Raw genomic sequence first — 20,608 nt, forward strand, 5'->3', positions numbered from 1 at the left:
TCAATTTTTTTTGATGTAATATAAGTATAGGCTGGTGCAACAGAAAATACAATAAATAAATCAAAAAAAGTTGATGTAAAGTTGCTTCAATATTCAAATCCTTCAGTGATTGGGAACAGTTTTTCTCTTAGCGAAGGCCACACCACCATTTTTCAGGTGATGTGGCAGATAATATGAAATGAAAAGATGCTTAAGGAAAATCAATTAAGGCATTTTCTACATTAAATTATATGAAAATTAAGATAATTAATTGTTAGTGCTATTCTTTTTGGTTTGCTGTTTATGGTTTTAGTATTAGTAGATTTTCCTAAAGGTAAAAATTAAGATGGAATGAAGAATCATAATCCCGGTAATTAAATACCACATAGCGTCCCGCCACGCATCTCCGTCAAGTGGGACTACAAAGTCTTCGATCAATCTGACTAAGACCCAGCCGATAAGAAACATGGGAAAAATAATCGCATACGAGCGGTTAATAATTTCACGGCCGCGTTCATCTTTTCCTTCTTCCCCGTGCTGAAACCTAAACCAAATGATGATGGAGAAAATAACGACGGCTAAATACGGATAGAAGAACCATTCCATGCTATTCCTCTCCTTTCAAATTATATTGAAAAATATCTTCCACGCCGGTTTCAAATAAATGTGCCAGTTCAAAAGCTAACTTGAGTGAAGGACTGTATTTATTTTTTTCCAGGGAAATAATAGTCTGACGGCTCACACCGATTCTCTTTGCCACTTCTGCCTGGGAATAGCCCTTTTTGGCCCGGAACACTGACAGCTGATTAGTTAATTCACCTTGTTCTTTCATTCATCTATAGCCTCCTTACGTTTATAGTAATATATTTTTAACATAATGTCAAAAATATATTACATATTTATTTGTTGTTTACCATGTGCAAGGAGGGGAGGGGCGCACATTTAGAGATTTTTTGACCAAATAATCTGAATTCGGATATTCTTAGGAAAGATAAAAGAGGAGGGAAGGATATGAGAATGTTTGATGCGCACTTCCATATTATTGATTTTGATTTTCCCATTACTGAAAATCAAAGCTATATACCTCCGGAATATATGGCAGCTGATTATCAGAGGGATACGGTTGAGCTCAACGTTCTGGGCGGAGCAGTTGTGTCAGGTTCGTTTCAGGGGTTTGACCAGGGATATTTACTAAAAGCACTTCGACAGCTGGGGCCCGAATTCTGTGGCGTAACTCAACTGCCGTCCAGTGTCAGTGATGAAGAAATTTTACGGCTGCATGATCATGGTGTGAGGGGGCTGCGGTTTAATATCCGGCGGGGCGGATCTGAAAATATTTCCCGGCTCGAGTACCTGGCAAGGAGAGTGCATGAAACGTCGGGATGGCACTCTGAACTTTACATGGATGCCAAAGAACTGCCTGAAATCGCCTCAACTATTGAAAAGCTGCCTGCTGTATCAATTGATCATTTAGGGCTGTCGGAGGAAGGACTGCCTCATTTGCTGCGATTGGTGGATAAAGGTCTTCGGGTGAAAGCCACCGGCTTTGGGCGTGTGGAATTAAACGTCGGACATGCTTTAACGTCCATTTATGGCACGAATCCGGAAGCATTGATGTTTGGTACAGACCTTCCCTCCACAAGAGCGCCGAGACCTTTCAAGTATGAAGACCTTGAACTGGTTCAAAATATATTTGATGAGAAAGCAGCTGAAAAAATCTTGTATTCGAATGCATTGAACTGGTATACGAAATAAATTAATTATTATAAAAAGATATGTAAGCCTTCTTAAGCGTTTTAAACAGGAAAAAGAGCAAGCCATCGTTTAAACAGGCTTGCTCTTTAAAGCAGGGGTTATTTAGACTGCCCGTAATAAGCATTTTCACCGTGCTTTCTTTCATAATGCTTTTGCAGCACATGATCATCCAGGGGAAGCTCACCCGAGAGCTGGTAGGAGAGGAAGGTCATTTTTGCGACTTTTTCAAGCACCACAGCATTATGAAGGGCGTCCTCCGGAGAGCCTCCCCAGGCAAACGGGGCATGCCCGTGAACAACTATTCCCGGCACTTCCACAGGATTTTTTCCCTGCATGGCTTCTATAATGACTGACCCTGTTTCTTTTTCATAACCATTCTGGACTTCTTCTTTTGTTAGTTGACGTGTGCAGGGAATATCTCCGTAAAAATAATCCGCCTGAGTAGTTCCGGAGCAGGGAATGCTTTTACCAGCCTGGGCCCAGGCTGTGCCCCAGTCCGAATGCGTATGAACAATACCCCGTACACCTGGAAAAGCTTTATACAGTTCGATATGGGTAGGAGTGTCAGAGGAGGGCTTTAAATCGCCTTCCACAACGTTTCCTTTCAAATCCACCAATACAATATCTCCGGGAGAGAGCTCTTCATAAGGCACCCCGGAAGGCTTGATGGCCAATAATTCTGTCTCGGGATCAAATCCGCTGACATTCCCCCAGGTAAAAGTAACGAGATCATGATCAACGAGTCCCTGATTTGCGCTGCAGACCTGCTGCTTCAATAGTTCCAGCAATGGGAAACCTCCTTCAATGTACGTACATGTATGATCAGAAAATTATTCATTAGAATTTTCTGTCGTTAAAATTGTTGGGGTGCCTGGAGTCCACCGGTCATCCGAGACAGGAATACCAAACACCGGGTTACCGTTTTCGTCCCACGTAATTTCCTGTGCACGGGCATGACGATTCGGATCATAAAGGGGATCTCCAACAATCTCGGTATAATTACGGGCATGATAAACTAAAATGTCGCTGCTGCCATCTTCGGACACGGTAAAGCAATTGTGTCCCGGCCCGTATTGTTTATTCGGTGAATAGCTTTCAAAAACTGGCTCCGGGCTTTTCGTCCAGGAATTTGGATTCAGTAAATCTGCCTTGGCATCACTTGTCAGCATGCCCATGCAGTAATCGATTCCTGTAGCGCTTGCTGAATACGTAATAAAGACCTTCTCATTTCTAATCAGAACGGAAGGGCCTTCATTGACCCAGAAGCCTTTAATTTCCCAGGGCAGTTCAGGTTTAGTCAGCAGCACAGGGGTAGTCGCTAAAGTCCATGGGTTTTCCATCTCCGCAATATAAATATTTGAATGACCCTTTATATTTACATCCTGCTGGGCCCAAACATAATATTGAATACCATTGTGCTCAAACGTTGTTGCATCAAGAGCGAATGCACTCCACCCTGTATCTATTTCACCTTTTTCTTTCCATTCGCCTTCGATTGGGTTATCGGATTCGTTTTCAATCACAAACATTCGGTGATTGAAGGTATTATCGTCAATGTTGTCGTCAGGAGCGGCGGCATAATAGATATACCATTTCCCGTCTACTCGGTGAAGTTCAGGTGCCCAGATTAAGTGGCTCTGAGGGCCGCTGCTATGTTTACGCCAGATTACATGTTCTTCTGCGTCGTACAGGTCATTCAGATGTTTAGCCCGCCGCAAAATAATCTGGTCGTAGGAAGGATGCGAGCCGGTAAAATAATAAAACCCGTCATGGTGCTTATAAATAAATGGGTCGGCTCTTTGTAAAACAATAGGGTTTTTCAGATTCTCCATAAAGCTCACTCCTTAAATATCAATAGCTTAAGCTGAAATATATTAATTAATAACGACGTACTCAAGGCCTACCAGCTTCGCATAATTAATAATCTGATCTGTCGTTACATTCAATGAAACAACGGTGTGGTGGCCGCCTCCATTTTCAATCCAGGCTTTTATTCCATCCCGAAGGTTTGGTTTAACACTCCAGAGAATGCGGGCCACCGGGAGATTCGGGGCAGGAACGGGCGGTTCAAATGCCGAAACCTCATTAATCAGAAGCTTGTAATGCGTTCCAAAATCCGCCATGGAAACCACGACCCCGTCTCCCGCTTTACCATCAAAAACTAGGCGTGCAGGATCTTCTTTATTTCCAATGTCTAATGGCGATACCACGATTTTTGGTTTATGGTTTGCCAGGGTAGGATCTACTTCAAGCATATGTGATTGAAGGATAGCTTCTTTTCCAGCCGTTAATTCATAAATATAATCTTCCATAAAACCTGTTGATTCGTTATGACTCATCACCTTCATCAAACGGTCAAGCGCAGCCGTTTTCCAATCTCCTTCAGCAGCAAACCCGTACCCCTGCCCCATGAGGCGTTGAACAGCAAGGCCCGGCAGCTGCTTCATTCCATGTAAATCCTCAAAGTTAGTCGTAAAAGCGTTGTAGCCTCCATCATCCAGGAAGCGTTGAATAGCAATTTCATAGCCTGCCTGTACTTTAACACTGTCTTTCCATTCTTCTTCTGGATAGCTTCCGTACTCAAATTCATAAAGGTCTTCGTATTCCGAAAGTAGTGCATTAACCTCTTCGTCTGTAACACGATTGACGTACTCCACAAGGTCTCCGATCCCGTAGTAATCGACGACCCATCCAAATTGAATCTGCGCTTCAATTTTGTCACCTTCCGTGACCCCTACATTGCGCATGTTGTCACCGAAGCGGGCAACCTTAATGTTGAAGCTTTCGTTATAAGCTGCAGCCGTGTTCATCCATTGGGCAATTTCCTGCTGGGTGCTGGCATGCTCCCAGTGGCCTGCGACCACTTTGTTCTGCTTGTTTAAGCGGGCATTTATAAAGCCATATTCGCGGTCGCCGTGGGCCGACTGATTCAGGTTCATGAAGTCCATATCAATGGTCTCCCAGGGGATGCTTTCATTAAATTGGGTAGCTAGATGAAGCAGTGGTTTTTGCAGTATTTTCGTTCCGCGAATCCACATCTTCGCAGGGGAGAAGGTGTGCATCCATGTGATGACCCCGGCGACCTCATCACGATAGTTCACTTCTTTCATGGTGCGTGTAATTTCATCTGTATTGATCGCTAAGTCTTTTAGGACAAGCGGATAAGGTAAAATACCGCTCTCATTTAATGCATCAGTTATGTGCTGGGCATGAGCCTTTACTTCTTTCAGTGCTTCTTCTCCGTAAAGCTGCTGGGAGCCTACGATGAACCAGAATTCTTTTTTTTCAATAGCGGGCATAAGTACTCCTCTTTTCTTATTGATAGTTTAATTTACTTTGACTTGTTCGCCTATTGCTTCGGCCGGTGTTAAATGATCAACCGCCGTCTGTTCGATGATGAGACCTTTTTTATAACGTTCCATAAAAATTTCAAACCCTTCCACATCAGCACGGTCAGGATGAATTTCCGTAGTTTCGATTTCTTTAAAAACTTTACTGTCCAAAAATTCTTCCAGTGCTTCAGCAGGGCCTTTGTTCTTCATATAGGAGGCCAGTACAGAAATTCCCCATGCTCCGCCTTCTCCGGCCGTATCCATAACGGAGACAGGCGTATTCATTGCAGCAGCAACTATCCGTTGTCCCACGACTGGAGTTTTGAACAAGCCGCCATGAGCGAAGACATTATCAATCGCTACCTGTTCTTTGTCTGTTAAAAGATCCATGCCGATTTTTAGGGCACCGAAAGCAGAAAAGAGATGCGTACGCATGAAGTTAGCTAAATTGAATTTGCTTTCTGGAGAGCGCACAAACAAAGGGCGGCCGCTTTCCACTCCTGTAATATTTTCACCAGAGAAATAACCATAGCTGAGCAGACCGCCGCCATCAGGATCCGCTTCGAGAGCTTTCTGCAGCATTACTTCAAACAATTCGTTAGAATCAAGCTTTTGTCCCGTTGCTTCTGAAAACTCCCGGAACAAGCCGAGCCAGGCGTTCAAATCACTTGAACAGTTATTCGCATGCACCATGGCGACAGGGTTTCCATTTGGTGTAGTAACTAAATCAATTTCCGGATGAGTGTTAGATATTTTTTGATCCAGCACAATCATCGCAAAAACAGAGGTTCCTACAGAAACGTTTCCAATACGTTTTTTCACACTGTTCGTAGCCACCATCCCGGTTCCGGCATCACCTTCCGGAGGACAAAACGGAATCCCGGGCTGCAGGTTTTGTGATTCATCCAAAATTTTGATGCCGTCATTGGTTAAGGTGCCTGCCTGTTCGCCGGCTGTAAGAACTTCAGGAAGAATGTCTTTAATTTTCCATGAATAATTTCTTGCTGTAATGAGGGTGTCAAACTGCTCAAGCATGAAGTCGTTGTAGTCCTGAGTAGTTTCGTCAATTGGGAACATCCCCGATGCATCCCCGGCTCCAATGACCTGTTTTCCGGTCAGCAGCCAGTGGATGTATCCGCTTAAAGTTGTAATCAACTGAATACGCGGCAGATGTTTTTCATCATTGAGCACGGCCTGATAAAGGTGTGCGATACTCCATCGTTCCGGGATATTGTACTGAAATAGGCCTGTTAACTCGCTAGCCGCAGCGCCGGTGGTATTATTACGCCACGTCCGAAAGGGGACGAGCAGTGCTCCGGTGTGGTCAAATGGCATATAGCCGTGCATCATAGCTGAAATACCTATCGAACCAATAGTGCGGAGGGTAATCCCGTATGCACTTTCCACTTCGGATTTCATGTCACCATAAGCCTTCTGCAAACCAGCGATAATATCTTCCTGATGGTACGTCCAAAAACCGTCTTTCATCTGGTTTTCCCATTCATAGCTGCCCGTGGCGATTGTTTCAAAGCTGTTGTTCATCAGTACTGCTTTAATACGCGTGGAGCCAAATTCAATTCCGAGTGACGTTTCTCCTTGAGTAACGGCTTTTTTCATTTCTGACTGCTTCATTTTGACTCATTCCTTTAAAAGCATTTTTAGTAATTCGAATGAATCTCTCATTTCTGTTATATTGCGTTAATGAAATCAATGGCTAAAGCGCAACTTGTACGTATAAGTTAAATTCATTTAACCATGAAACAAAGCTCCTTGCAACCGCTTTCTACCCTTTTTATATAACCTAATTAGAAAAGGAGGAGTTAAAAAGCTGACGATAGTTTTTATTAAAACTAACTTGTATGCATAAAATATAAAAATAACCCATATTATTGAAACTTGTACGAACATATGATAGTTTTCTTGTGAACGTTATCATTTCCAATTATTGAAAGGGGACATTGAACATCATGAAAGAGAAGCAGTCAGTCTGGTATGTGTTGTTGATAGCTTCCGCAGCAGGAATGGCAGGATTTTTGTATGGTTTTGATACCGCAGTAATTTCAGGTGCCATCGGCTTTTTGCAGGAGCTTTATAATTTAAGTCCGGCTATGGAAGGATTTATTATTTCAAGTGTTATGGTAGGTGGAGTGGTCGGGGTCGGGATATCCGGATATTTAAGTGACCGCTTTGGAAGAAAAAAGATTTTAATGCTGTCGGGGATTCTCTTTGCTGTTTCCGCCTTGTGGTCCGCGCTCGCTATGAGTGTTACTTCCCTCATTCTGGCAAGAGTTTTGGGAGGCCTCGGAATTGGCTTTGCCTCTGCGTTGTCAGTTACGTATATTGCTGAGTGTGCCCCGCCTGCTATACGCGGCCGGCTGGCTTCTATGTATCAGCTGTTCACTATTATTGGTATCTCAGCTACATTTTATATTAACCTTGCTGTGGCAAACTCCGGCAGCTATGGATGGGGAGTGGAAACAGGCTGGAGATGGATGCTCGGTTACGGGGTAGTGCCGGGAGTTCTCTTTTTTATTATGCTTATCTTTATTCCTGAAAGTCCAAGGTATTTAGTGAAAAAGCAAAAGCATACAGAAGCATTTCGGACATTGGAAAAAATCAATAACACCCGAACAGCTGAACTGGAATTGGATGCTATTCAAACCTCTCTTCGAAGTGAATCAAGCACATCGATTAGAGAGCTGTTAAAGCCAGGACTTCGTAAAGCAATGGCAGTCGGTATTTTCCTGGCTCTATTTAATCAGGTTATTGGAATGAACGCTGTAACTTATTACGGACCAACAATTTTCCGGATGGTTGGGTTTGAAAATAATACTGAATTTCTGGCCACCAGCTTAATAGGAACCGTACAAGTAATATTTACAGTAGTAGCTATTTTATTAATCGACAAAGCTGGAAGAAAACGATTAATGGGCGTAGGATCAAGTTTGATGGCAATATTTATGGTTCTTATTGGAAGCGTTTTCTATTTCGATGTAGGTAATGGGATCTGGGCATTGCTTTTTATCATGGGCTTCACAGCAGCATTTTGTATCTCAATGGGTCCAATTCCATGGATTATGATTCCTGAAATTTTTCCAAATCATATGCGCGCAAAAGCAGTCGGCATTGCCACTATGTTTTTATGGGGAGCTAACTGGGCGATCGGCCAGTTCACGCCCATGCTCATCAACAATGCCGGAGGTGCGTTTACGTTCTGGATGTTTGCGGTGATTAACGTTATTTGTTTTGTTTTTGTGATGACCATAGTGCCTGAAACAAAAAATAAGTCTTTAGAAGAGATAGAAACAATATGGGAGCCTTCCAAGAAAGCCTATCGTTTTGAAAAATAAACATTCTAAAGGCCCGGGGAAGGCTGGGCTTGCTGTGCTTTAAAATAATATTTACAGAAATTATGAATTGTAACCAGACGAAAAAGGAAGCTCCCCGTAATAAAAGAGGCAGCTTCCTTTTTTGAGTACAGTCCAGCTATCTGCCGATCCGTATGAATATTTATTCTGTTTCCAGCGCTGGTGTGAATTGGAGACTCCGTGTCGAATGGCGGTCGATAAAATGAGGCTCATATACAATAGAAGAAAGGGCAGCGTCCGGCTGTTCAATGAGAGTTGTTACATATTTGGCTGCGTCTTCTCCCATCCGTTCTTTGGGATGGACGATGGAAGAAAATTTCACTTCGGAGATTTGGGTAAAATGGGAATCGTCAAAGCTTACGACAGAAATGTCCTCAGGAACCTGCAGGTTTTTATCGCGGAGCACATCGAGAAGCTGAAGCAGAAGTTCATCGTTATAGGTTACAAGGCCGGTAGGGCCGTCAGTCTGGCTCATTAAAATCTGCTCGACAGATTGGGCGGCCCTGGAATACTTTTCGTCGGTGGAATACGTGATCAATAGGGAGGGGTCTACCGGACACCCGTAGTGCCGGTGAGCTTTAAGGAACCCCTTCATCCGCTGCACGCCCTGCATATCATCAGTTTTAAATAAGCCTATTATCCGCCGATGGCCGAGCTGGATTAAATGCTCCGCGTTCCGGAAGCCCGCTTCCTGATCGTTTAGGGTTAAACTCAGCGGTTCAAGCTCTTCATAATACGCGTTCATCATGACATATGGAATGCCGGCATTTTCGAGATTCAGGTAGTAGTTTAGATTGGGATTAGCCTGCGCGCTGCGCGTCGGTTCAATAATCAGACCATCGACCTGTTGGGTAAGAATATTTTCGAGCGCCTGTTTTTCTTTATCAAAATCATTATTGGTGCTCATAAGAATAACATTATAGCCTTTATCGCTTAAATACCGTTCAGCCCCGCGTATAATATAAGGGAAAATATAATCTGAGATGTACGTAGTGATAATGGCTACATTTTTACGGATAGAGGGGGAAGAAAATTTAGAGCGGTCTGCACAAAATGTGCCGACGCCGTGTTCCCGATACAGCCATCCCTCGCTCACAAGCTCGCCGATAGCCTGGCGTACGGTGTGCCTACTTACTTCGAAGTTCTTTACGTATTCGTATTCAGATAGAATTTTTTGGTGGGGACGGAAGCTGCCGTCCAAAATTTTAGATTGAATGTGCTGCTTTAATTGTTTATATTTTGAGACCATCATGCACCTCTTTTTCTTTTTATCGTATCATACACATGCGTACAACTGAAGAAAAATTGTTGTGGCAGTATCTGAAGCTATTTTGACTTTTAAATATTGAAATAAATGTATGGAAAGCGCTTGCAAAAGATTTACCTGTATGGTTAAATAAAAATAACTTGTACGTATAAGTTGTGAAAACAGAATAAGGGGGACAATTATGAAACGTTGGTCGATTTTTGGTGGTGCGATGCTGTCTTTTGTTTACTTAGCAGGTTGTGGCGGCGGGAGTGGTGGCGAAAGTGATGGTGAAGGAGGCGGAGAAGGAGGAGAAGGCGAAGCAGAGGAAGTGGAAGTAATTGGCGAAGAAAGTGAAGATGCAACCGAATTAACTTTTTGGACATTCAACGAACAACATATTGGTATTTATGAAGATGCAGTAAATAGATGGAATGAGGAGCATGAAGACCGGCCGATTAAATTGCAGGCTGAGGTTTATCCTATCGAGCAGATGAACAATAATTTGCTTCTTTCTTTACAGTCGGGGTCTGGAGCTCCTGACATGGCGGACATAGAAATTAGTTACTTTGCCAACTTCCTCGAAGGTGACGTTCAATTAGAATCAATGAATGAACACGTGGAGCCAGTGCTCGACGATATGGTAGAAGAACGGTTTGATATATATTCCAAGGATGATAATTATTACGGCATGCCTTACCATGTTGGTGCTACAGTAATGTACTATAATACGGAAATTATGGAAGAAGCCGGAGTGGATATAGACGAAATTGTGACCTGGGATGACTACGTAGAAGCAGGAGAACAGGTTGTAGAAAATACAGACTCGATGATGACTACAGTAGAAGTGGATGAGCATTTCAGCTTCTGGCCTTTAATCAGTCAAAGAGGGTCTGATTACTTCAATGATGAAGGTGATCTAACCCTGGCAAACGATACAAACGTTGATACACTTCAATTTTTAGACGATATGGTGAATGAACATGAAGTAGCTGAAGTGACGCCAGGCGGATTTCATCATTCTGAGGAATACTATGGCTACATGAACGACGGAGGAGCCGCTTCGTTAATGATGCCAACCTGGTACATGGGCAGATTTATTGATTATATGCCTGATCTCGAAGGAAAAATGGAAATCCGTCCGTTGCCTGTATGGGAAGAAGGCGGAAACCGTACAGCTGGAATGGGTGGTACAGGTACAGTAGTGACGAATCAGACGGAAGAGCCGGAACTGGCTAAAGAATTTTTAGCCTATGCGAAATTGTCTGAAGAAGGAAATATTGCATTGTGGCAGGAGTTAGGCTTTGACCCACCAATGTACACCGTGTGGGATGATGAAGCTATGGATGAGCCGAACCCTTACTACGAATATTTTGATGATGATATCTTTGACACTCTTTTGGACTTAAATGGAGAAATCGAAGCGTTGAATCTTACACCGGATCTGCCGGATGTGCAGTCCGAAATTCACACGAATGTTCTGAACAGCGCTATCAGGCAGCAGAGCCAGGATCCGGAAGAAGCATTAAAGCAGGCTGAAGACGCAGTAAGTAGCGGGCAGACAGAAGAATAGAACTGGGGGGCTTTTGCCCTCCTTCTATCATTATTTAGCGGAAAGGAGCAGAAAATGGAACGTTCAGAAACAATGTCCAATAAAAAGACTTTTTCTTTAAAAGGTATTCTGCATTTCCTGAATTCAAAAAAGGTTGCTCCTTATGTTTTTGTGTCGCCTTTCATTGTATCTTTCCTGGCACTGTACTTGTATCCAATGATTCAGGCGATCATTATGAGTTTTCAGCAGGTTCTTCCCGGTCAGACGACTTTTGTAGGAACTCATAATTACCAGCGGATTTTGAACCCGACTTTTTTCCAGGCGCTGGGGAACACAGCAACCTATGTGTTTTTTACGGTCATTATATTAGTAATGATTCCAATTATACTTTCAGTATTTTTAAACAGTAAATCCCTGTATTTTAAAAATTTCTTTAGAGCGGCACTTTTCATACCAGCTCTTACTTCGGTTATCGTCGCCGGTATTATTTTCCGGATGATGTTCGGGGAGTCGGAAAACTCCTTTGTAAACGAATTGCTTGGCCTTGTTGGTATGGACCCGGTGCAGTGGAGGTACGGAGCAGGAACAGGGATGTTTTTAATGGTGCTGCTTGCTTCATGGCGCTGGATTGGTGTGAACATACTATACTTTCTCGCTGGTCTGCAGAACGTTTCGGAGGAGTTATATGAAGCGGCTGATATCGACGGAGCGAGCGCATGGCAGAAATTTTTATTCGTTACGATGCCTGCTTTAAAGCCTGTTATTATTTTCGTAGCCACCATTACGATCATTAACGGCTTCCGGATGTTTGAAGAAAGCTTTGTATTCTGGGAAAACAGCTCTCCCGGCAATATTGGCTTAACCATTGTAGGATATATTTACAAAGAAGGCATTCAGCAAAACGACATGGGCTTCGGCGCAGCTATCGGAGTCGTGCTAATGCTGATCATATTTGTTGTAAGCATGATTCAGCTGAAATTCTTTGGCGCCTTCAAAAAGGAGGATTAGAGAGTGATGGGCAAAAATAATAAAAAATGGGTGTCAATTCTATTGACTGCATTGTTTGCAGTAATAACTGTAATTGCTCTCACCCCCGTAGTATCATTAATTGTAGCTTCTATGCGGCCCTCTTCAGAATTGATGAGGCAGGGCCTTTCCTTTTTCTTTGATCCGGCCAGTCTGGATCTTGGTAATTACCTGGCTGTATTTTCTGAAGAAGGGGCCAGCTACTGGCAGTGGTATATGAACAGTCTCATTGTTAGCGGAGGCTTAATTGTATTATCACTATTCTTTTCCTCTATGGTGGGTTACGCGCTAGCGATGTACAATTTCAAAGGAGTAAGAGTTATCTTTATGCTCGTATTGTTTGTACTGATGGTGCCGTTTGAAATCTTAATGCTTCCCCTTTACCAGATGATGACCGGTTTAAACCTGGTGGACACCTATTTTGCGGTCATGCTTCCTTTAATTGTTGCCCCGGTGGCAGTGTTTTTCTTTAGACAGTATTGTCTGGGGCTGCCGAAGGAACTAATGGAGTCGGCCAGAATTGACGGATGCACAGAGTACGGCATCTTTTTCAAAATAATGGCGCCACTCATGGGCCCTTCGTTTGCGGCAATGGCTATTCTTCAGGGACTTACCAGCTGGAATAACTTTTTATGGCCGCTGCTTGTATTAAGATCAAATGAAATGTTCACGCTTCCAGTAGGCTTGGCCACATTGCTTACCCCATATGGCAATAACTATGAGCTCCTGTTTTCCGGCTCGGTTCTTACCATTGTTCCTATTGTCCTTCTTTTTCTATTCTTTCAGAAATTCTTCATCTCCGGCCTTACTGTCGGCGGTGTTAAAGGCTGATCTCTCCAGGGGGAGGAAAAAGTATGAAAAAGCTCCCATTAGAAAAATTAAATATGATTTTCGTATGGATCAATAAACTATTTATATTAAACGTATGCTGGATTTTAGGGATGCTTGGCGGACTGATAGCGTTTGGTATTTTTCCAGCGTCTACTGCAGCACTTGGTGTTTCAAAAGAACTTTTGAACAGCAGGGAGATAAAGGTAGGGAAAAAATTTATTCAGTTTTACAAACGGGATTTTATGCAGGCAAACATGCTTGGCTTCCTGTGGCTGGGAGGCGCCGTGCTTATTCTGGTTAACTATGCGGCGCTGAATAACGGTTTTTCCGCAAACGCAGTAACAATATTTTTCTACATTGTTATTTTAATCGTTTACAGTTCACTGACAGTGCATCTTTTTGCTTTACATTCAAGCTTTCAAGCGAGTTTATTAACTTACTTTAAGAACGCTTTGATTATTGGAATCACAAAAATGCACATTACTGTTTCATTAATAGCAGTTCATTTTGCTTTAATCTACGGGGCGTTAACGATCCCGGCATTTTTCCTCTTTTTCTACGGCAGTCTTTCCTCATTAGCAACTGTATTTATTACGAAAAACCTGTATCATCGGCTGGAAGAAAAGAGTGCACGAGAGCAGGAATCTACGAATTACAGCATAACCAAGGAGCGTACAAAATATGGCGAAAAAACAACCTGAAGCTTCAGTTATTGTCGATAAGGATTTTGTAATTTCCGAGGTGGATGAGCGAATTTACGGCTCTTTCATCGAGCAATTGGGCCGGGCTGTATATGGGGGCATTTATGAGCCGGGACATGCACTGGCAGATGAACAGGGCTTTCGCCAGGACGTGCTGCAATTAGTCAGGGATCTGCAGGTTCCCATTGTTCGTTATCCAGGTGGAAACATGGTTTCTGCATATAATTGGGAAGACGGCGTAGGGCCAAAAAATGAACGGCCGAGACGGCTCGAGCTTGCCTGGAGCACTATAGAAACAAACGAAGTGGGTACAAATGAATTTGCCGACTGGGCGTCAAAAGCCGGCACCGAGGTTATGATGGCTGTAAACCTGGGGACTAGAGGCATCGATGCTGCAAGAAACCTACTGGAATACTGCAATCATCCCGGCGGTACGTACTATAGTGATCTGCGGAAAGCCCACGGCTATGAGCAGCCGCACAATATTAAAACGTGGTGCCTTGGCAATGAAATGGACGGTCCCTGGCAGATCGGCGGCAAAACGGCTGACGAATACGGACGTCTCGCTTATGAAACAGCAAAAGCGATGAAAACTGTGGATCCATCGATTGAACTGGTGAGCTGTGGTAGTTCGAATTCCGAAATGCCGACCTTCCCGGAGTGGGAAGCAACGACCCTTTCGCACACCTACGAATTTGCCGACTATATTTCGCTGCACCAATATTATGGAAATCATGATAACGATACGGCTAATTTTTTAGCAAAATCGTTAGATATGGATCAATTCATTCGTACGGTCATCTCCACATGTGATTACATCAAGGCTAAAAAACGAAGCAACAAAAAGATCAATCTCAGCTTTGATGAATGGAACGTATGGTTTCATTCGACCGAAGCGGATAAACAACTGGAGTCCTGGCAGATCGCGCCGCCGCAGCTGGAGGATGTTTATAATTTCGAAGACGCTTTGCTCGTAGCTAACATGGTTCATACGCTGATTAACCATGCTGATCGTGTAAAGATGGCCTGCATGGCGCAGCTGGTAAACGTGATCGCCCCGATTATGACGGAAAATCAGGGGAAAGCGTGGAAGCAGACCATTTATTACCCATATTATTATTTGTCGGTCTACGGGCGCGGAAAAGCACTACACCCGATTATTCATTCGGATAAATATGATTCCAGGGAATTTACAGACGTTCCATACTTAGATAGTGCGGTAGTATTGAATGAAGAACGAAATGAGCTGGTGCTTTTTATGACCAACAGGCATTTAGAAGAATCATTATCCATCTCTTATGACCTGCGTTCGTTTGAACAGGCGGAGGTAGTGGAGCATGTCGTGCTCGAGCATGATAATCCAAAAGCGGTGAACACGAAAGATAAGGAAGAAGTAGCACCGCACAACGGTGGCAATGCTGTTCTGGAAGAAAAGCAGCTGCAGGCAGAGCTGCCGCGCATGTCCTGGAATATGGTAAGACTGCGTATAAAAAAATAAATTGAAGTGTTTAAAAGGGTTCTTAGATAAATGTCTAAGAACCCTTTTTTAATTCGAACGATAACATGCCTACTATCTTATGCTGGTTCATATCGGTTTTCTAAAAAAGCTTGCAGGCAAAGTCAACAGAAATAAGCTTTCTGATTCGAAATAAACATTATCCATAATATTCCTTCTATTACTGACTCCTGATATGATGAAGGAATAAAGAGTAGAAGTTGTTGGTAATTGGAGGAACCAAAAATGAAGGGAAAACAAATAATAACGCCGGTTTCGTTGCTATTGGCGGCAATTATAGCTGGGTGTTTGGGATTCGGTTATGAATTAGGAAAGCCAATTATATCCGCTGGACTAATAGTAATCTTTATTCTGACGGCTGCCTGGGGCACTTCCTGGATAAGTGCCCCGAAGGAATAGCCGCATGGGTGAGTAATACGAAATGCAAAATGACTTTTCAGGAGGAAGGCATCATGACGTCTACATTTCCAGATCATCCAATACCGCCTCAGGAGCTTGGAAATTCGTTTCTGCGTGGCGATTTTGTTCGCATTTACAAGCAAACTACGAACGATATTAAGCGGCTTGCTGACAGCGAAGAATTTCAGAACATGGCCGCCGGCTTCAATAAAGGGGTAACATCATACAGTCTTCTGTTTTTATATCAAATAGACAAACATTTAGTGCAGTACGTTTGGAACGATGACCGGAATGAACGGGCGATTGATATCTACATGGATGACCAATATATCATCCACGGCCTGGCTATGATTCCCGTATCTATTGATCCCATTGGCGAAAAGGAGGAATCCAGGCAACAGTATCGCTGGCCGGTACAGCCGGGGATAGGATGGACAATCGTCTGGGGTGGAAATCATCCTCTGGCTAACGCTCATCACCCCTTATCCAACCAACGCTATGCCTATGATCTGGTGATTCAAACCGAAGGTAAAACCTATGAAAAATCGCCGGCAAAAAATGAGCATTATGCGGCGTATGGGGAACCAATTTATGCGCCGGCAGAGGGTACTGTAGCTAAGGTGGTGGATGGAATTCGGGACAACGAGCCGGGAGTCATGAATGAAGAGAAGCTGGCGGGTAATGTGGTGGTTATTCATCATGCTTATAAGGAGTACAGCGTTCTGGCTCACCTTCAGCCCGGTTCGAATCTGGTGCAGAAGGGCGAACGCGTTTCAATAGGACAGCTGATAGGAAAATGCGGTAACTCAGGCAATTCATCAGAGGCCCATCTGCACATGCAGCTGTCGACCCGGGCGGATTTTCTTCAGGGAAAATCTATCCGTATGAGGTTTGAGAACGGCTGCAACCCTATCCGCGGTGATCAAATCAATGAATGATAATAAAATTTGTTTGTCGGTCATTTACTTGCATATGTACAGAGATGTCCGAAGTCAGCAGCCGTCTTTCATAATTAAAAAATTAGGCTAAAACAGGGGGCAGGCAAATATGAGAGATAAGGAACAGGAAACTCTTGAATACACTTTTGCTCAAATTAATACATACGATCTTATCTTTTTGCTCCCGATGGCCTGGCTGTTTTCGTATTTACCAGTAAATGGTTTATGGAGTATTGCAGTAAATTTATTCATTATTATTTTTGTTGGTATTGGATTATTTTATGTTACTCACACGCTGGTGGAAGCAGGGAAGCGTAGAAGAAAAAAGAATAATTAATCGTATTTCACTGAGGGCGGTCGTTGTTCTCAATGGTTTTTTCTTAATCAAAAGACAGCCAGGTGCTATAATGAGTAAGAATAGAATATAACATCGTTGTCCCGCTACTTGTTTTCCTGGAATTTTTCATAACGAACCTGGCAGGGGTTCGTTCTTTTCTATAGTTGGGGGTGTTTAATTGAAACAAACAATAAATACCGGATCAGTCATTGGAGGAATTTTTCTCACGGCTGTAATTTTTTTTAATATCTATTTAATGATTGTGCAAAGCTCTTTCATTTCCAATCTATTATCAGCGGTCGCTATTGTTTTACTTCTCATCATTGTTATCCCCTTTTGGGTGCTTATGGTAAAGCACGTTTTTAAATCATGAATATGATAGGGCTGTCTCTGCTTTTATAAAGAGATAGCTCTTTGCTTTATTCATTGTTGTTCATTAAATCTTATATCTTTTACCTTTACTTTATACCACGTGAATTTTCCTTCATCTAACATCCAAGAAACATTTAATGTTGTAGGAATATTTATACCCTCAATATTGGAATTCTCTACAACTTCCCCTACACATTCCGGAAGCTTTGCATTTTTACTACTATCCTTATATCGATGAGCACTAATTTTTTCTACATTTCCTTTAGCACTAAACTGATAAATGGCAGAACCTGAAACGCCGTTATAATCCATCGTGGCTTCGGCAGAAAATTCACCGATCTGTTTCCACTGAATATATGGGCTGAGGGCAGCAGAAGGGTACCAGGGCAGCTCAAGCAAATACCTCTGTAAGGTAGATTGATTTAATTTTTCATTATCAGCAATATTCACGATTGGAATAATTGAAGCTAATTTAATTTTCATTTGTCCTCTGCCATTCATAAAAAGATCTCTTCCGACAATGTTAATGAAGGGAAGCATTTTTATTTCCGCCTTCCATAGAAACGCTGGTTCCTTGACCGTAATATATTGTTCCGCATTTGATTGATACCACTTTTTTTGGGAAGGCTTCAATTTCATTAATCCTGTTTGTTTTAATCGTACCGACTGTATTTCATGTTTGCCCGCCAGGCCTATATTCATGAGCCACCTCGCTACAGGGAGAGGAAGGGTTTCGATTCTTTCTTGTGTTATCTTCATAGCTGGATCATTTTCACTGGCAGTAGACAGAGAAGCTATTTCTTTATTTGTAAAATAGTTAAAAAGCCATTTTTCGGGAATTAATATAATAATTACAATTATAATAAAAGAAAGAAATTTCATCAGCTGTACCTCCAGTTTAAGAATTCATTTTCTATGCGTATCGCTATACCGGAAAGCATACTGGTTAGTTCTTAGTAGTGATAATACCAATATTCCCTTATAATGCCTTTCTCAAAAGACTAAGGGCTCATGTAATAATAAAAACATGAATAGGGAAGAAAATTCTTATGTTGCACTTTTCTAAAAGTTTCTTCAACTTACATTTAAAAGGGTAAAATATAATTGAATTATAAAATATTATCTGAAAAGGGGAAGCGAAATGGAATATCGGGAGTTTTTAGAAGAAATTGTCGGTATTATCTGGGGCGGGGATGCTGAAAGTATTTCCGAAGGTGAAGAAGAGTACAAAAACGTTTATAATAGTAAACTGCTGGATTTAATAGAGGAAGGAAAAACAGAACAGGAAGCGAAAAATATGGTCATCGCTGAAATTCGGGAGGATTACAAAGAATATAATATAGATGAATTTTTAAATGATACGGCAGAAAAAATTAGAAAGAAAAAACAATAAAGTAACAATTCGCGATAGAATATGTTATGATTTTTTATAATGAACGTTCAATAAATGAAAGGAGGTTGATTGATGAAAGCGGCATCGAAAAAAGAGGTGATATTGAACACCGCAGAAGATCTCTTTTATCAAAACGGGTTTCATGCTGTCGGGGTCAAAAGTATATTAAATGAAGTCGGAGTGGCGCCGATGACGATGTATTATCATTTTAAGTCTAAAGAAGTGTTAATTATAGAAATATTAAAACGCAGGGAAATACGGTATTTCGACTTTATAAAAGAAAAAACGAATGGAGCAAATAGTTTCACCGTATACGCGGAATCACTGATCCAGGCCCACATGGATTGGATGAAAACGGACGGCTTTAATGGATGTTTGTTCTTAAGAGCGAAACAGGAATATGAAGGAGTCAACGAAGAGATTACTACTATGAGTAAGGACCATAAAACAACCCTGTTAAATAAAATCGAGCGGGAGACCAAATCTTTTAATAATTCCAATATGCTCGGAATGAAGCTGTTCATGATACTGGAAGGAGTTACGTCCATGGCTCAAATTCTGGAGATGGAAGAAATAGAAAAATCGGCATTCAATTTGGCGAAAAACATACAGGCGGTCAACGAATAAACATGGCAAAAGAGCCTCGTTATTAATACTGATGGCTCTTATTTTTTCACTGTTTATTGAATGAACGATCAATAAATAAAAAAGGGGCGAACAACTATGAATGCGAATAAATTAATCCTTGCCGGCTTGCCGATGATTGCGGTGACCTACGGACTCTCCCGTTTCAGCTATGGACTGATGCTTCCCTATATTAATGAAGCAATCAATATGACTCAATCCACGAGTGGCATCATTTCTTCTATGTCCTATGTGGCATACTGTATAGCGATAGTAGCAGCGATGATGTTTTCCGGGAGGGTGACCTCCAGGCTGATGCTGATGGCAGCGGGACTGTTGTCGATTATTGGTCTTGGCGTTATCTCTGTTTCTTTGACTCCGATCGGGCTTGGGGCAGGGATATTTTTGGCAGGGATGAGTACGGGCTTATCGTCCCCGCCGTATGCCAGTATTGTAAATGCGACTGTAGAAGCCAGGGAGCAGAACCAGGCGAATGCCTGGATCAATTCCGGTACAAGCATCGGAACGGCTTTCACCGGCGCCATAGTGATTATGATGGTGGACAGCTGGAGGGAGACGTATGTGATCTTTATGGTTATTGCTATGGTAGTGCTGGCTGCCAACTACAAAGTGCTCCCTCACAAGTCGACAATTGAAAAGAAGAGATCGGCTGGTTTTGTGAAGCAGGAGTGGAAGCAGTCTCTCCAGCTAATATTGGCCTCGCTGCTTCTCGGCATCTCTTCTGCGGCATACTGGACGTTTTCGAGAGATTTTATCGTAAATTTGGAGGGTGTACCTGCCTATCTGGGGGACTGGCTCTGGATAATCATCGGTTTGTCGGGTTTATTGGGCGGTACCGCCGGCATCTTTATTAACTGGTTTGGCATTGGGAGTGCCTTCAGGCTTTCAGTAGTAACGCTGTCTACTGCCTCTCTGCTGCTCGGAAGCTCGCCCGGCAGTCCCGTGGTTGGATTTTTGTCCCCGTTTTTGTTTGGGAGCTCGTACGTTTTCATTACCGGGGTCCTGATTGTGTGGGGCGTTTCAGTATTCCGGACGAACCCCTCCATTGGGCTGGGGCTGCCGTTTTTAATGCTTGCTCTGGGGCAGGCGGCAGGATCCATTTTTTCCGGAATCGTCGCTGGCTCGTTTGGTTATCACACACTGTTTCTTGCCGCTTCTGTGATCGGTTATGCGACGATAATATTTAAGTACCAATCGCAATAAAGATATTCCTGTGCG

General features: G+C 42.7%; 20 protein-coding genes. 12 read left to right on the plus strand and 8 right to left on the minus strand.

All coding sequences use genetic code 11. The features are described 5' to 3' along the window. Positions 1 to 294 precede the first annotated feature (294 nt). Positions 295 to 585, minus strand: coding sequence for a hypothetical protein (locus Q9M42_RS07535; RefSeq protein ID WP_322525871.1), 291 nt, complete (start codon positions 583 to 585; stop codon positions 295 to 297). A gap of 1 nt (position 586) precedes the next feature. Then, positions 587 to 811 (minus strand): helix-turn-helix transcriptional regulator, encoded by a 225-nt coding sequence (locus Q9M42_RS07540; RefSeq protein ID WP_322525872.1) that lies wholly within the window; start codon positions 809 to 811, stop codon positions 587 to 589. A gap of 179 nt (positions 812 to 990) precedes the next feature. Between Q9M42_RS07540 and Q9M42_RS07545 the strand changes: the two genes are divergently transcribed. Continuing rightward, positions 991 to 1,734 carry an amidohydrolase family protein gene (locus Q9M42_RS07545; RefSeq protein ID WP_322525873.1) on the plus strand — a complete coding sequence of 248 codons (744 nt, stop codon included), beginning with the start codon at positions 991 to 993 and terminating at the stop codon, positions 1,732 to 1,734. Between the two features lie 98 nt (positions 1,735 to 1,832). Here Q9M42_RS07545 and araD read toward each other — a convergent pair whose 3' ends face one another. The 4 genes from araD to Q9M42_RS07565 are packed head-to-tail and all read right to left on the minus strand — an operon-like array spanning position 1,833 to position 6,698. After that, positions 1,833 to 2,522, minus strand: a complete 690-nt coding sequence (gene araD / locus Q9M42_RS07550; RefSeq protein WP_322525874.1) for an L-ribulose-5-phosphate 4-epimerase AraD — start codon at positions 2,520 to 2,522, stop codon at positions 1,833 to 1,835. Positions 2,523 to 2,564: 42 nt separating this feature from the next. Beyond that, positions 2,565 to 3,566: a glycoside hydrolase family 43 protein gene (locus tag Q9M42_RS07555; protein ID WP_322525875.1), complete on the minus strand. Its 1,002-nt coding sequence runs from the start codon at positions 3,564 to 3,566 to the stop codon at positions 2,565 to 2,567. A gap of 42 nt (positions 3,567 to 3,608) precedes the next feature. Beyond that, entirely contained in the window at positions 3,609 to 5,033 is a 1,425-nt protein-coding gene (gene araA, locus Q9M42_RS07560; protein ID WP_322525876.1) for an L-arabinose isomerase, read from the minus strand. Between the two features lie 27 nt (positions 5,034 to 5,060). Continuing rightward, on the minus strand, positions 5,061 to 6,698 hold the full coding sequence (locus Q9M42_RS07565) for a xylulokinase (protein WP_322525877.1): 1,638 nt from the start codon (positions 6,696 to 6,698) through the stop codon (positions 5,061 to 5,063). A 335-nt stretch (positions 6,699 to 7,033) separates the two neighbouring features. On the opposite strand from Q9M42_RS07565, the gene Q9M42_RS07570 reads away from it, so the two are divergent. Then, positions 7,034 to 8,416: a sugar porter family MFS transporter gene (locus Q9M42_RS07570; protein ID WP_322525878.1), complete on the plus strand. Its 1,383-nt coding sequence runs from the start codon at positions 7,034 to 7,036 to the stop codon at positions 8,414 to 8,416. A 160-nt stretch (positions 8,417 to 8,576) separates the two neighbouring features. On the opposite strand, the gene Q9M42_RS07575 is transcribed toward Q9M42_RS07570, so the two are convergent. Beyond that, positions 8,577 to 9,686 (minus strand): GntR family transcriptional regulator, encoded by a 1,110-nt coding sequence (locus tag Q9M42_RS07575; RefSeq protein ID WP_322525879.1) that lies wholly within the window; start codon positions 9,684 to 9,686, stop codon positions 8,577 to 8,579. A gap of 196 nt (positions 9,687 to 9,882) precedes the next feature. Between Q9M42_RS07575 and Q9M42_RS07580 the strand changes: the two genes are divergently transcribed. The 7 genes from Q9M42_RS07580 to Q9M42_RS07610 all read left to right on the plus strand — a co-directional run bounded on the left by Q9M42_RS07580 (position 9,883) and on the right by Q9M42_RS07610 (position 16,980). After that, entirely contained in the window at positions 9,883 to 11,253 is a 1,371-nt protein-coding gene (locus Q9M42_RS07580; RefSeq protein ID WP_322525880.1) for an ABC transporter substrate-binding protein, read from the plus strand. A 54-nt stretch (positions 11,254 to 11,307) separates the two neighbouring features. After that, complete coding sequence (locus tag Q9M42_RS07585; protein ID WP_322525881.1) at positions 11,308 to 12,240, plus strand: carbohydrate ABC transporter permease; 933 nt, start codon at positions 11,308 to 11,310, stop codon at positions 12,238 to 12,240. Positions 12,241 to 12,246: 6 nt separating this feature from the next. Continuing rightward, positions 12,247 to 13,089, plus strand: a complete 843-nt coding sequence (locus Q9M42_RS07590) for a carbohydrate ABC transporter permease (protein ID WP_322525947.1) — start codon at positions 12,247 to 12,249, stop codon at positions 13,087 to 13,089. A gap of 23 nt (positions 13,090 to 13,112) precedes the next feature. Continuing rightward, positions 13,113 to 13,790, plus strand: a complete 678-nt coding sequence (locus Q9M42_RS07595; RefSeq protein ID WP_322525882.1) for a YesL family protein — start codon at positions 13,113 to 13,115, stop codon at positions 13,788 to 13,790. Continuing rightward, entirely contained in the window at positions 13,771 to 15,288 is a 1,518-nt protein-coding gene (gene arfA / locus Q9M42_RS07600; protein WP_322525883.1) for an arabinosylfuranosidase ArfA, read from the plus strand. Before Q9M42_RS07595 ends, arfA begins: the two co-directional genes overlap by 20 nt. A gap of 470 nt (positions 15,289 to 15,758) precedes the next feature. Then, on the plus strand, positions 15,759 to 16,643 hold the full coding sequence (locus tag Q9M42_RS07605; RefSeq protein ID WP_322525884.1) for a M23 family metallopeptidase: 885 nt from the start codon (positions 15,759 to 15,761) through the stop codon (positions 16,641 to 16,643). Positions 16,644 to 16,752: 109 nt separating this feature from the next. Then, positions 16,753 to 16,980, plus strand: a complete 228-nt coding sequence (locus Q9M42_RS07610; RefSeq protein WP_322525885.1) for a DUF6007 family protein — start codon at positions 16,753 to 16,755, stop codon at positions 16,978 to 16,980. 423 nt (positions 16,981 to 17,403) lie between these two features. On the opposite strand, the gene Q9M42_RS07615 is transcribed toward Q9M42_RS07610, so the two are convergent. Continuing rightward, the gene (locus Q9M42_RS07615; protein ID WP_322525886.1) at positions 17,404 to 18,234 is read right to left on the minus strand and encodes a DUF6920 family protein; all 831 of its coding nucleotides are present in this window, start codon (positions 18,232 to 18,234) and stop codon (positions 17,404 to 17,406) included. A 259-nt stretch (positions 18,235 to 18,493) separates the two neighbouring features. Between Q9M42_RS07615 and Q9M42_RS07620 the strand changes: the two genes are divergently transcribed. From Q9M42_RS07620 to Q9M42_RS07630, 3 genes are all read left to right on the plus strand, one after another. Next, the gene (locus tag Q9M42_RS07620) at positions 18,494 to 18,745 is read left to right on the plus strand and encodes a hypothetical protein (RefSeq protein ID WP_322525887.1); all 252 of its coding nucleotides are present in this window, start codon (positions 18,494 to 18,496) and stop codon (positions 18,743 to 18,745) included. A gap of 72 nt (positions 18,746 to 18,817) precedes the next feature. Beyond that, on the plus strand, positions 18,818 to 19,372 hold the full coding sequence (locus Q9M42_RS07625) for a TetR/AcrR family transcriptional regulator (protein ID WP_322525888.1): 555 nt from the start codon (positions 18,818 to 18,820) through the stop codon (positions 19,370 to 19,372). A gap of 96 nt (positions 19,373 to 19,468) precedes the next feature. Further along, entirely contained in the window at positions 19,469 to 20,593 is a 1,125-nt protein-coding gene (locus Q9M42_RS07630) for an MFS transporter (RefSeq protein WP_322525889.1), read from the plus strand. Positions 20,594 to 20,608 lie beyond the last annotated feature (15 nt).

This window comes from Marinococcus luteus (assembly GCF_034497705.1).
In the GTDB taxonomy this organism is placed as follows: domain Bacteria; phylum Bacillota; class Bacilli; order Bacillales; family Marinococcaceae; genus Marinococcus; species Marinococcus luteus_A.

Coding starts and splice junctions, on each gene's coding strand:
- Q9M42_RS07540 (WP_322525872.1), bottom strand. CDS start 811: ATGAAAGAACAAGGTGAATTAACTAATCAGCTGTCAGTGTTCCGGGCC.
- Q9M42_RS07555 (WP_322525875.1), bottom strand. CDS start 3,566: ATGGAGAATCTGAAAAACCCTATTGTTTTACAAAGAGCCGACCCATTT.
- Q9M42_RS07585 (WP_322525881.1), top strand. CDS start 11,308: ATGGAACGTTCAGAAACAATGTCCAATAAAAAGACTTTTTCTTTAAAA.
- Q9M42_RS07625 (WP_322525888.1), top strand. CDS start 18,818: ATGAAAGCGGCATCGAAAAAAGAGGTGATATTGAACACCGCAGAAGAT.
- Q9M42_RS07535 (WP_322525871.1), bottom strand. CDS start 585: ATGGAATGGTTCTTCTATCCGTATTTAGCCGTCGTTATTTTCTCCATC.
- arfA (WP_322525883.1), top strand. CDS start 13,771: ATGGCGAAAAAACAACCTGAAGCTTCAGTTATTGTCGATAAGGATTTT.
- Q9M42_RS07575 (WP_322525879.1), bottom strand. CDS start 9,686: ATGATGGTCTCAAAATATAAACAATTAAAGCAGCACATTCAATCTAAA.
- Q9M42_RS07630 (WP_322525889.1), top strand. CDS start 19,469: ATGAATGCGAATAAATTAATCCTTGCCGGCTTGCCGATGATTGCGGTG.
- Q9M42_RS07590 (WP_322525947.1), top strand. CDS start 12,247: ATGGGCAAAAATAATAAAAAATGGGTGTCAATTCTATTGACTGCATTG.
- Q9M42_RS07545 (WP_322525873.1), top strand. CDS start 991: ATGAGAATGTTTGATGCGCACTTCCATATTATTGATTTTGATTTTCCC.
- Q9M42_RS07615 (WP_322525886.1), bottom strand. CDS start 18,234: ATGAAATTTCTTTCTTTTATTATAATTGTAATTATTATATTAATTCCC.
- Q9M42_RS07580 (WP_322525880.1), top strand. CDS start 9,883: ATGAAACGTTGGTCGATTTTTGGTGGTGCGATGCTGTCTTTTGTTTAC.
- Q9M42_RS07610 (WP_322525885.1), top strand. CDS start 16,753: ATGAGAGATAAGGAACAGGAAACTCTTGAATACACTTTTGCTCAAATT.
- Q9M42_RS07605 (WP_322525884.1), top strand. CDS start 15,759: ATGACGTCTACATTTCCAGATCATCCAATACCGCCTCAGGAGCTTGGA.
- Q9M42_RS07570 (WP_322525878.1), top strand. CDS start 7,034: ATGAAAGAGAAGCAGTCAGTCTGGTATGTGTTGTTGATAGCTTCCGCA.
- araA (WP_322525876.1), bottom strand. CDS start 5,033: ATGCCCGCTATTGAAAAAAAAGAATTCTGGTTCATCGTAGGCTCCCAG.
- Q9M42_RS07620 (WP_322525887.1), top strand. CDS start 18,494: ATGGAATATCGGGAGTTTTTAGAAGAAATTGTCGGTATTATCTGGGGC.
- Q9M42_RS07595 (WP_322525882.1), top strand. CDS start 13,113: ATGAAAAAGCTCCCATTAGAAAAATTAAATATGATTTTCGTATGGATC.
- Q9M42_RS07565 (WP_322525877.1), bottom strand. CDS start 6,698: ATGAAGCAGTCAGAAATGAAAAAAGCCGTTACTCAAGGAGAAACGTCA.